Origin of the sequence: Enterobacter sp. 01-M-02-SI-ECC, assembly GCF_047530595.1 — a bacterium.
Lineage (GTDB): Bacteria > Pseudomonadota > Gammaproteobacteria > Enterobacterales > Enterobacteriaceae > Enterobacter > Enterobacter cloacae_M.
Genome location: NZ_JBLKCZ010000011.1, coordinates 140,467 through 152,032 on the forward strand (window position 1 = coordinate 140,467; position 11,566 = coordinate 152,032).

General features: G+C 58.0%; 9 protein-coding genes. 7 read left to right on the top strand and 2 right to left on the bottom strand.

What is annotated here, in order from left to right:
• Positions 1 to 13: 13 nt before the first annotated feature.
• Positions 14 to 541, bottom strand: a complete 528-nt coding sequence (locus tag ACMWLG_RS15710) for a GNAT family N-acetyltransferase (protein ID WP_045619912.1) — start codon at positions 539 to 541, stop codon at positions 14 to 16.
• A 132-nt stretch (positions 542 to 673) separates the two neighbouring features.
• Between ACMWLG_RS15710 and treZ the strand changes: the two genes are divergently transcribed.
• Genes treZ through glgX form a run of 3 tightly spaced genes read left to right on the top strand, consistent with a single transcriptional unit; the run spans position 674 to position 7,017 of the window.
• On the top strand, positions 674 to 2,461 hold the full coding sequence (gene treZ, locus ACMWLG_RS15715; protein WP_045399827.1) for a malto-oligosyltrehalose trehalohydrolase: 1,788 nt from the start codon (positions 674 to 676) through the stop codon (positions 2,459 to 2,461).
• Positions 2,458 to 4,926, top strand: a complete 2,469-nt coding sequence (gene treY, locus ACMWLG_RS15720) for a malto-oligosyltrehalose synthase (protein WP_414763002.1) — start codon at positions 2,458 to 2,460, stop codon at positions 4,924 to 4,926. Before treZ ends, treY begins: the two co-directional genes overlap by 4 nt.
• Before the next feature lie 15 nt (positions 4,927 to 4,941).
• Positions 4,942 to 7,017 (top strand): glycogen debranching protein GlgX, encoded by a 2,076-nt coding sequence (gene glgX / locus ACMWLG_RS15725; RefSeq protein WP_045399821.1) that lies wholly within the window; start codon positions 4,942 to 4,944, stop codon positions 7,015 to 7,017.
• A gap of 2 nt (positions 7,018 to 7,019) precedes the next feature.
• Here glgX and ACMWLG_RS15730 read toward each other — a convergent pair whose 3' ends face one another.
• Positions 7,020 to 7,565, bottom strand: coding sequence for a winged helix DNA-binding protein (locus ACMWLG_RS15730; protein WP_023311843.1), 546 nt, complete (start codon positions 7,563 to 7,565; stop codon positions 7,020 to 7,022).
• 200 nt (positions 7,566 to 7,765) lie between these two features.
• Between ACMWLG_RS15730 and ACMWLG_RS15735 the strand changes: the two genes are divergently transcribed.
• The 4 genes from ACMWLG_RS15735 (at position 7,766) to ACMWLG_RS15750 (ending at position 11,141) form a co-directional block, all read left to right on the top strand.
• Positions 7,766 to 8,488, top strand: coding sequence for a DUF969 domain-containing protein (locus ACMWLG_RS15735; protein WP_045399817.1), 723 nt, complete (start codon positions 7,766 to 7,768; stop codon positions 8,486 to 8,488).
• Positions 8,485 to 9,471 (top strand): DUF979 domain-containing protein, encoded by a 987-nt coding sequence (locus ACMWLG_RS15740; RefSeq protein WP_045399814.1) that lies wholly within the window; start codon positions 8,485 to 8,487, stop codon positions 9,469 to 9,471. The genes ACMWLG_RS15735 and ACMWLG_RS15740 overlap by 4 nt, the downstream gene beginning before the upstream one ends.
• Positions 9,472 to 9,480: 9 nt before the next feature.
• Positions 9,481 to 10,476 (top strand): DUF2891 domain-containing protein, encoded by a 996-nt coding sequence (locus tag ACMWLG_RS15745; protein ID WP_045399812.1) that lies wholly within the window; start codon positions 9,481 to 9,483, stop codon positions 10,474 to 10,476.
• A 263-nt stretch (positions 10,477 to 10,739) separates the two neighbouring features.
• Positions 10,740 to 11,141 carry a polymorphic toxin type 44 domain-containing protein gene (locus ACMWLG_RS15750; protein WP_226855163.1) on the top strand — a complete coding sequence of 134 codons (402 nt, stop codon included), beginning with the start codon at positions 10,740 to 10,742 and terminating at the stop codon, positions 11,139 to 11,141.
• Positions 11,142 to 11,566: the final 425 nt, after the last annotated feature.

An 11,566-nucleotide genomic window follows, 5' to 3' on the forward strand; every position in this document is an offset into this window, starting at 1 on the left:
GAAGGCCGCGCCGTTAGACCAGCATGTAATACCAGAACAGGGCGATCTCGTCTTTTTCCGGTAAGGAGTTGTAGAGATAACGATCGTATCCGCCCAGGGTAAACCCGTAGTTGCGGTAAAACAGACAGGCAGAAACGTTCACATTTTGTGTTTCAAGCCGTAATCCCGGCGCGTTTACGCTGCGGGCCCACACGTGCGCAGCGGCCATTAATTTTTGCGCGGCGCCGGTTCTGCGTTTCGTGCGATCCACGGCAATGTAATCCACCGAGATAAACTTATTCCAGCCGATTGACGCGGTAATAAATCCCGCAATTTCCCCGTCGTCCGTTTCGGCGATAAGAAATATGGCGTCCGGATTAACGCAATGGTTTTCAAGGGTTTGGATATCGAGCTCGTAGGTTTTAATCCAGGGCTCAGCGACGGCTTCGATATGCAAATCACAGTGGATAAAGGGCTCTCGCGCAACGTGGCTTATGGTGAAAGAAAAGTCACAGCATTCAAGGCGCGTGAGGTCGGTACTGAGTCCTTTTCGAATCTGCATACTATTCCCGGTAGTGAGTTATTTAATAAAGAATAGACGAAGCGGTTAAATCCGCTGGGCTCACGCACTTTTAATCCTGAACTAAGCTTGTACTTCGTTCCGCGTAAAATGTGGGTCATTCGAGGACAATGAATGGAATTCAGGACATTTCAAAAGCAGTGGGGTGCTGAGTTTATTTCCGATGACGTTGTACGTTTTCGCGTCTGGGCAGAAGAACAGAAAGAACTTACGCTACGTCTGGCCGCCGCCGACGTGCCGATGACGGCAACGGGCGACGGCTGGTTTCAGGCTGACGTATCCGGCGTCACGCACGGTGCAGAATATCAATTTATTCTGCAGGACGGCATGACGGTGCCCGATCCCGCCTCGCGCGCGCAAAAGGGCGACGTTAACGGCCCCTCCATCGTTATCGATCCCCAACGCTATCAGCCGGTCAACCGGGACTGGGCAGGGCGGCCGTGGGAAGACACGGTTATCTACGAGCTGCACATCGGCACGTTTACCCCGGAGGGCACCTTCCGGGCCGCCATCGACAAGCTGCCGTATCTGGCAGAGCTCGGTATTACCCAGCTTGAAGTGATGCCCGTCTCTCAGTTTGGCGGTACCCGCGGCTGGGGGTATGACGGAGTGCTGCTGTACGCCCCGCACTCAGCCTACGGTACGCCGCAGGATTTCCACGCGTTTATCGACGCCGCGCACGGGCTGGGGCTTTCCGTGGTGCTGGATATCGTGCTTAACCACTTCGGCCCCGAGGGGAACTATCTGCCTCTGCTGTCGCCCGCGTTCTTTGATGCAGATCGGATGACGCCGTGGGGCAACGGCATCGCTTACGAACGCGAGCCGGTGAGGCAGTACATCACCAATGCGCCGCTCTACTGGCTGACGGAGTATCGTCTGGACGGCCTGCGCTTTGACGCCATCGACCAGATTAAAGACAGCGCTGAGACGCACATTCTGGAGGAGATTGCCGCAAAAATCCGCGAGGCGATCCCGCACCGCCACGTTCACCTGACCACGGAAGACAGCCGCAACGTGATTTTCCTGCACCCGCGCGATGAACAGGGCAACACGCCGTTGTTTACCGCCGAGTGGAATGATGACTTCCACAACGCTGCCCACGTGTTTGCCACCGGCGAGACCCACGCGTATTACCAGGATTTTGCCTTTGAGCCCGAGAAAAAGTTCGCCCGGGCGCTGGCGGAAGGCTTTGTCTACCAGGGCGAGGTGTCGCTGCAAACCGGCGAATCCCGCGGAGTGGAGTGCCAGACGCAGCCGCCGCAGTTCTTCGTCGATTTTATTCAGAACCACGATCAGACCGGGAATCGCGCCCAGGGCGAGCGGCTGATCGCCCTGGCCGGTGCCGACAAGACGCGGGTGCTGCTTGCAGCGCTGCTGCTTTCCCCCCATATCCCGCTGCTGTTTATGGGCGAGGAGTTTGGTGAAACGCACCCGTTCCTGTTCTTCACCGATTTTCACGGCGATCTGGCAAAGGCGGTGCGGGAAGGGCGCGCGAAAGAGTTTACCGGCCATGCCGGGCACGATGAAACCGTCCCGGATCCGAACGACCTGAACACCTTCATCCGTTCAAAACTCGACTGGAATAAGATTGCCACCGACGAAGGCAAAACGTGGCTGCGCTTCACGCGCCACCTGCTGACGCTGCGTCATCGCCATATCGTTCCGCTTCTGCGTCATGGCGGCGCCGTTGAGGGCAAGGTAATCAAGACCGCGCCCGGCATGGTGGCGGTGAGCTGGCATTTCCCGTCGGGGACGCTCTCTCTGGCGCTGAATATCGGTAATAAGCCCGCCGCGCTGCCCGATATCGCGGGTGAGACGCGCTTTGCCTGGCCTGAAGCCACTAACGTGTTACCCCCGAACGGTATTGTCGTTCGCTTTGCTGATGGAGAAGCATCGTTATGATCCCTTCCGCCACGTACCGCATCCAGTTTCGTAACGGCATGACCTTCGACCGCGCTGCGGCGCTGGTGCCTTACCTGAAAGATCTCGGCATCAGCCATCTCTACGCGTCGCCCGTGTTTACCGCCACCGCGGGTTCCACCCACGGCTATGACGTGACCAACCCGAATGAAATCGACCCGGCGATCGGCGGACGAGACGGTTTCGACCGCATGGCCGCGGCGCTTAAGCAGGCCGGCATGGGGCTGATTCTGGATATTGTCCCGAACCATATGTCCACCTCGCTGGAAAACGCCTGGTGGCGGGACGTAATTGAATACGGCCAGCAGAGCCGCTATTTCCGCTATTTCGATATCGACGGGTCGCGCCCGCTAACGCTGCCGTTCCTCGGCGACACCTTTGAGGCGGAGCTGGAGAAGGGGGCGATCACCCTGAAGCGTGACGCTGTCACGGGAAAGGCCTCTCTGGTCTATTACGACACGGCGTATCCGCTCAACCCCGGCACGTACAGCGAGGATAAGAGCATCGCTGAACTGCATGAAGCGCAAAGCTGGCGGCTGATGTCCTGGCGGGAGGCGCCGAAGCAGCTCTCGTGGCGGCGCTTCTTCGAGATCACCGGCCTGGTCGGCGTTCGGGTTGAAGACGACGCGGTCTTCGACGATACGCACCGGCTGATCCTGGAGCTGGTTCACGCCGGCGTGGTGGACGGCCTGCGAATCGACCACGTCGACGGCCTGGCCGATCCGCTGGGCTATCTGCAGCGCCTGCGGGAGAAAACCGGGCCCGACTGCTACATCACGGTTGAAAAAATCCTCGCGAAGGGGGAACAGCTCCCCGCCGACTGGCCGGTATCCGGCACCACCGGCTACGAGTTTATCGCCTCGCTGGCGGAAGTGCTGGTTGACGACGATAACCTGTCGCGCCTGGAGACCATCCACGACGAGACGCTGGGGATAACGGTCGATCGCCAAGCGGAACTGCGCGATGCCAAAGGCCTGATGACCGATCGCAATTTTGAGGGTGAATTCACCACGCTGCTTAACCTTGCTGACGATCTGGCCCGCCGCAATGAGGTTGCGCTACCGCGCGAGGAGATCCGCCACCCGCTGCGCGAGCTGCTTATTGCCTTTCCGGTCTACCGCACCTATGGCACCCGGGAGGGATTAACCCCGCCGGACGTGGCGCTGCTTAACCGCGTGGTCGCCAGCGTGGAGACGTCTGAAGCGGCGCTGAGTCTGATTGTACACATTCTTACCGGCGACCTGCCGGAAGATTGCCGCGAGAGCGCCGCGCTTTTCAGGACCCGCTTCCAGCAGCTGACCGGGCCGCTGATGGCGAAGTCCGTTGAAGACACGCTCTTCTTTCGCCACAACCTCGAGCTTGCGCTCAACGAAGTGGGCGCCGACCCGACGCCGCGCGCGTTTTCATTATCCCGCTTCCACCAGGAGATGCGCATTCGTCTGGCCCGTCAGCCCGACGCGCTGCTGGGCACCTCCACGCACGATACCAAGCGCGGGGAGGATGCCCGCGCGCGCCTTTACACCCTGACGGAAGCCCCGGAGCGGTGGGGCGACAACCTTGCCCGCTGGCGGCAGATGAACCAGACCCAGGTGCGTTTTCTCAATGACGGTACCGCGCCGAACGCCGCCGATACGTGGATGATCTACCAGGCCCTGGCGGGCGTCTGGCCCGCCACGCTGTCTCCGGACGACGCTGAAGGGCTTGCATCACTGGAAGCGCGTTTTAACGGCTTCCTCGAGAAAGCGCTGCGCGAGGCAAAACAGCGCACCGACTGGATCGACAGCAACGAGAGCTATGAGAGCGTGGTGCTGAGCTACGCGCGGCACCTGCTTTCGCCGGACAACGTGCTGTTCCTGCATGATTTTAGCGAGGCGATGCAGCCCTTTATCCGGGCCGGGCTGATGAACAGCCTCAGCCAGACGGTGATCAAGCTGACGGCTCCCGGCGTGCCGGATATCTATCAGGGCAGCGAGGCGCTTAACTTTAGCCTTGTCGACCCGGATAACCGGCGGGAGCCGGATTTTCCGACCCTGGTGCAAAATCTCAGCGCGGCGGATGCCAGCGTGTTTGACAACCCGGCCTGCTGGCGAGACGGGCGCGTTAAGCAATTCGTTACCGCCACGCTGCTGCGGCTTCGACCACACTACGACGCGCTATTCCGCTACGGCGACTGGCTGCCGCTTAAGGTCTCCGGCGAGCGCGAGGAGAATCTGATTGTCTATGCGCGCGTTAAGGACGAGGAGGCGCTGATTGTTGCCGTGCCGCGTCTGGCTTTTGGTATCACCGATAACCATCAGCTGTGGGTCAATACCGCGGTAGCGATACCCGACGAACTGGTCGGGAAGCGCTATCGGGACCTGTTCAGCGGTGAGAGCCGCATTCTGCAAGAGACGCTGGATTTAACGTCAGAAAAGGGATGTGTACTGGTTCTGCTTACCTGCGAATAATCGTGGAGAACGAAAATGGCAAAGGATACTACGTTTGAAATTCGGGCCGGTCATGGTCAGCAGTTGGGAGCGAATTATGACGGAAAAGGGGTCAACTTCGCGCTGTTCTCCGCTCACGCCGAGCGTGTGGAGCTCTGTCTGTTTGACCCGTCCGGAAAAACGGAAATCGCCCGGCTGGAACTGCCGGAGTATACCCATGAAGTCTGGCACGGCTATGTACCTGACCTGAAACCGGGGGCGCTGTACGGCTATCGCGTCTATGGGCCCTACGATCCGGAAAACGGTCACCGCTTTAACCCGCATAAGCTGCTTATCGATCCGTATGCCCGTGAACTGGTGGGCGATATCGACTGGAACGACGCCCATTTCGGCTATGAGCTGGGGCATGACGAGTTAGATTTGAGCTTTGATACGCGTGACAGCGCGCCGTTCACGCCGAAATGCAAGGTTATCGACCCGAACGCTTTCGACTGGCAGGACAACAGCCGGCCAAACGTGCCCTGGCCGCATACCGTCGTCTATGAGAGTCACGTGAAGGGCTTTACCCAGATGAACCCGGCCATCCCGCCCGAGCTGCGCGGGACGTTTGAGGGGATGGGACACAAAGCCTCGGTCGACTACGTCAAGAGTCTTGGCATCACCTCGGTGGAGCTGCTGCCGGTTCACTGGTTCCCGGACGACCAGCACCTGCTCGACCGCGGCCTGAAGAACTTCTGGGGCTATAACACGCTGGGCTTTTTTGCCCCGGCGTCGCGCTACTACGGCCCGGCGGGGATCCAGGGCTTTCGCGACATGGTACGCGCGTATCACGATGCGGGCATCGAGGTGATTCTGGACGTGGTGTACAACCACACGGCGGAAGGGAACGAGCTTGGCCCCACGCTCTCGTTTAAGGGGATTGATAACTACAGCTATTACCGCACCCTGCCGGACCAGCACCGGTACTACATCAACGACACCGGGACGGGAAATACGGTCAATACCTCGCACCCGCGCGTGCTGCAGATGGTGATGGATTCGCTGCGCTACTGGGCGGAATCGATGCATATTGACGGTTTTCGTTTCGACCTGGGGACGATACTGGGCCGCGAGCCGGAAGGGTTTGACCCGCGCGGCGGTTTCTTCGACGCCATATCGCAGGATCCGGTGTTATCGAGACTCAAGCTGATTGGTGAACCCTGGGATATCGGTCCCGGCGGGTATCAGGTCGGCGGTTTCCCGCCGGGCTGGGGTGAGTGGAACGATAAATACCGCGATACCGTACGCGAGTACTGGAAGGGCGATAACGTCTCCACCGACTTTGCAGCACGCCTGCTGGGCTCCGGGGATCTGTACGATCTGCGCGGGCGTCGTCCGTGGGCCAGCGTTAACTTCATCACCGCTCACGACGGCTTTACGCTGAATGACCTGGTGTCGTACAACGAGAAGCACAACGCCGACAACGGCGAGGACAATAACGACGGGCATAATGACAATCGCTCGTACAACTACGGCGAGGAAGGGCCGACGGAGAACCCGGATATCATCGCCACCCGGGAGCGGCAGAAGCGTAATTTCCTGACCACGCTGCTGTTTTCCCACGGCTCGCCGATGCTGCTGGCCGGTGACGAGTTTGGCCGCACGCAGAAGGGCAACAACAACGGCTACTGTCAGGACAGCGAAATTTCGTGGATCGACTGGAACGGAATAACCGAAAACGACGCCGCGCTGCGCGAGTTTACCCGGCGGTTGATTGCCCTGCGCGCTCAGCAGCCGCTGCTGCGCCGTGAAAGCTGGCGCGACGGGCTGGAGATCCGCTGGTTCAATGCCGGAGGCGGCCCTCAGCAGGCCGAGCAGTGGGACGAAGGCTCAACGCTCGGCGTCTCCATCAGCAGGCCTGATCTGCGGCAGGAGGACGGTATCTGGCACGACGTGCTGATGCTGTTCAACCCGTTTGAAGGCACCGTGCCGTTCCAGATCCCGCAGTTTGGCGAAGGGGGATGGGTGCTGGAGCTGTCTACGGCAGATGGCGCTGCCGCCGGGACAGCGTTCACCGACACCGTAGAGTACGAACTGGCCGGACGCAGTATTACGCTGTTCAGACGTCCTTAGCCCTAGAGTGATGCCGCCGCGCGGGCGGCGGTGTCATACAGGGAGGAGATCGTGCGTAACAGCTGCGCGGTTTCGCCAATCGACTTCCCGGCTATGCCGCTCTCCGCGTGGATCGCAATCAGACACGCTTCCCGCACGTCCCGGTATTTCATGCACAACGCTTTTCCTTCCTCGGTAGTCGAGAAAAAGAGCTCTTTGCCCGCTTTCTCGCTCGTCACGTACCCCGCTTTGACCAGCTTTTTCAGGGCATAGGTCACCACGTGGGTATCTTCCACGTTGAGGACGAAGCAGATATCGGCCAGCTTTTTCTTGCGGTCGCGGTGGTTCACATGATGCAGCAGCGAGACGTCAAATGCGCCCATATCGGGTTCGCCGGCTGCCGTCATGCAGCGCACCATCCATTTATTGAACGCGTTGCTGGTCATGATCAGCGCGTACTCCAGCTCTGACAGCTCCGCGCAGCGCTCGGACACCAGATGGCGGGAAGAGACGATCCGGCCATCGTTGATATCGTCGCGATCGGGTGAAGCACTCTTTTTCGAGGTCATAACGTTCCTTAGCCAGAAATGTAAACTCATCGATAAAATAAGAACATTTTATTGATAATTTGTTTACATGTTTTTGAGGTTCAGATATAGCTTTTTTATCGCAGGTTTTCCGAAACCTGACGAAAAACACAACATCGCTCGCCGCAAATTAAAAAAATAGCCGTCGGCGTGCAACGCTCACTTTCGATAGGGTAAACGTTATGGACGGTACTACGCTGTTGCCGCTGATCGGGATACCGATCGTGGTTATTGGTTTTGCACTGCGCTTCAACCCGCTGCTTGTGGTTGTGGTGGCGGGGCTGGCGACGGGTCTGCTGGTCGGTATGGATTTCGGGATGCTGCTGGAGACCTTTGGCGAAAAGTTCGTGAATAGCCGATCGCTGGCGACCTTCATTCTGATCCTGCCCGTGATTGGTCTGCTGGAATATTACGGTCTCAAGGAGCGCGCCCAGGCCTGGGTGGCGAAGATCGCCAGCGCCACCTCGGCGCGTATTCTGATGCTCTATTTTGTCGCCCGTGAAGGCACCGCCGCGCTGGGGCTGATGTCGCTGGGCGGCCACGCCCAGACGGTACGCCCCCTGCTGGCGCCGATGGCCGAAGGGGCGGCGCTGAACGAATACGGCGAGCTGCCGCAGCACATCCGTGACAAAATCAAAGCCCATGCCGCCGCGTGCGACAACATCGCGGTCTTCTTTGGGGAAGATATCTTTATTGCCTTTGGCGCGGTGCTGCTGATCGACGCGTTCCTGAAAGAAAACGGTATTCCGGGCATCGAACCGCTGCATATCGGCCTGTGGGCTATCCCAACCGCCATTGCGGCACTGGTTATTCATATGACGCGCCTGCTGCGCCTCGATGCCAGCATCCGTCGCGACGTGATGGCCTGGCGTGCTGAGCAGGACACGCAGGAGGCCGCGCAATGATGACGCTTATTACCATTAACCGCGTGTACTACCTGATCGGCTTCGTCGTGATGCTGCTGGTTGTGATGACCCTGCGCGATCGCGCCAATCCGAAGCGTTTTACTACTGCGCTGTTCTGGTTCTTGTTTGGCGGGATCTTCCTGTTTGGCGATCTGATGGTTCAGGAGCTGGGGAAATCGCTGGCGTACCGAATAATCGGCGGGGGCGTTATCGCTATCGCGCTGCTGGCGGGTTTTGGTCTTGTCGGGAAAGGGCACTATCAAATGTCGACCGAAGACGAACGTCTCGCATCGTCAAATCGGCTTAAAAACTGGCTATTCCTGCCGGCGCTGATGATCCCGGTGGTGACGGTTATCGGGACGCTGTTCCTGAAGGGCGTGTCGATTGGCGGCGTGTTCCTGCTCGATCAGAAACAGCTCACCCTCGCGGCGCTGTGCGTGGCCTGCGTGGCGGCGATCCTCACCGGCTGGTGGCTGACCAAAGGCACGCCGCTGCACGCCATTCGCCAGTCTCGTCGTCTTGTCGATACCATCGGCTGGGCGGTGATCCTGCCGCAAATGCTCGCCATGCTCGGCGGCGTGTTCGTGGCGGCCAACACCGGTGATTCGGTGCAGAAGGTGGTGAGCCTGTTTGTGAACCCGGATAACCGCTTTATGCTGGTGGTGATTTACTGCGTAGGGATGGCGCTGTTTACCATGATCATGGGAAATGCGTTTGCGGCCTTCCCGGTGCTGAGCGCCGGCATCGCCTTGCCGTTCCTGATTAACGTGCATCACGGCAACCCGGCGCCGCTGCTGGCGATTGGCATGTACGCGGGCTACTGCGGCACGCTGATGACGCCGATGGCCGCGAACTTCAATATCGTTCCCGCCGCGCTGCTGGAGCTGAAAGACAAATATCAGGTGATCAAGATCCAGATCCCGACCGCGTTAACCCTGCTGGTGGTGAACGTGTTCCTCATGTATTTCCTCGTGTTTCGCTAAGGAGCTGTTATGGAATTAACGCAACATCAGGCCGACGCGTTTGCCCGCATGCCTTTAACCTATTTGCGACAGGAATATCCGAACCACATCATGCACCTGCTGAATGATGATGGCGACGTACTGCCGCCGCGCGAGCTGCACCCGGTTTTCTACGGCTGTTTCGACTGGCACTCGGCGGTACACGGCTACTGGCTGCTGCTGCGCTGCCTGCGCCTCTACCCGGCGCTGCCGTGCCGGGACGCGATCGTCGCGCTTGTCGACGAGCATCTGACCGAAGAGAACGTGGCGAAGGAGCTGGCCTATTTCACCGCGCCGTTCCGCGCCTCGTTTGAGCGCCCGTATGGCTACGGCTGGCTGCTGGCGCTGGCCCAGGAGCTAAAGCAGTCGTCGCTGCCGCAGGCCGCGGTCTGGTATCAAACGCTGGAGCCTTTAACCCAGGATATTCGCGACAGGCTGGTGGATTATCTCGGCAAGCTCACCTATCCGATCCGCGTCGGGACGCACTACAACACGGCGTTTGCCCTGGCGCTGGCGCTGGATTACGCCCGCGCCGTGGAAGATAGCGCGCTCGAACAGGCGATTGTGACGGCGGCGGAGCGGTTTTATCTCGCCGACACGCGTTATCCGGCCCACTACGAGCCCGGCGGTGATGAGTATATTTCCGGGGCGCTGACGGAGGCGCTGCTGATGAGCAAGGTATCTGAAGACTTCCCGGCCTGGTTTGACGCGTTTCTGCCGGAGGTGGGCGCCGTTACGGCGCTGATGAACCCGGCGGAAGTCAGCGATCGTACCGACCCGAAAATTGCCCATCTGGACGGATTAAACCTCAGCCGCGCCTGGTGCATGAAGCATATTGCCAGAGCGCTTCCCGCTAACCATCCGGCGCAGCAGGCGCTGCGCGAGGCGGTAGCGAAACACCTGACGGCTAGCGTTGAGCATGTTGTCGGCAGCCACTACAGCGGCGGGCACTGGCTGGCGAGCTTTGCGCTGCTGGCGCTGGAGTAAACGAACGCGCCGTCTTTCTTGCCGGGTGGCGCTGCGCTTACCCGGCCTACATTGTGCAAAGCTTCCTTGTAGGCCCGTGCAAGCGTAGCGCCGTCGGGCGAATCAGGCTGATGCCCGAACCACAGGGCGCAGCCTAAATTTCTTTGATTTTTAATGCGATCAATACCTTAATCGGTTATTTTTCCGTCATTTGTCTTGAAACAGATATCTTTTTTACTATCGCAAAAGTGTACGATACGCGGCCATATATCCATGTGAAAAGAATGGTTAATATGGCTGTTATACCTTTGTTACCAAAAGAAGGAATCGCGCTCGCATTAGCAAACATGAGGATTGCAAGAGCGCATGGTATGAGTAGAAATATGGCTATCCCTACAACCTATCTTTGGTTTTATCAAAAAGTAAGAAATAAGGGGCCGTGGGATTACAAGCAAGGACACCCTGAGTTAGCAAACTTTGGGAACTTCAATTATGGTTCGGCTGGCTATGCTGCCGGGATACCATCAGAAACGTTATTGATGGGGGCAGGATGGGCGCAGGAAAGAGCTAAAACCTCCAAAAAGAAATGGAGGCACTGGTATCAAAAACCGCCATATGGGGATGATCCTCACGATCAGTTTTGGATAAGTCAAGGGATTGAATATGCAAAGAAACACGGTTATTAAACGGCTTCATTGTTTACTCACAACGATTTTATTGATCGTTGTTTGCGGGTTTCTGACATATCAATACTATTTTAATGCACCTCCTCGCGATAGCTTTGCCAGCAAACAGAAACTATCTGATACCGTCACACTGTACATAACAAAGTATGATGACGGAGGAGCTACGGTGTCGGATATTTACCGCTTCTATTTAGATAAAGACAAAAGCGGGAACATTATGAAGGCCCTTAAAGATCGATCGCCGTTCCTTGAAGCCAATACAAGCAATGTTACAGCTTCTGCTTATGGGAACACGGTAAATATAAAAATCACAGGTAAGGTTTATTTGACCTGCTCCCCGTTGATTAGTACACCCCGATGTTAGTAATGTCTTCATAAGCCACATGAGGACATCCCCATGAAGAAGCGTTTTTCCGACGAACAGA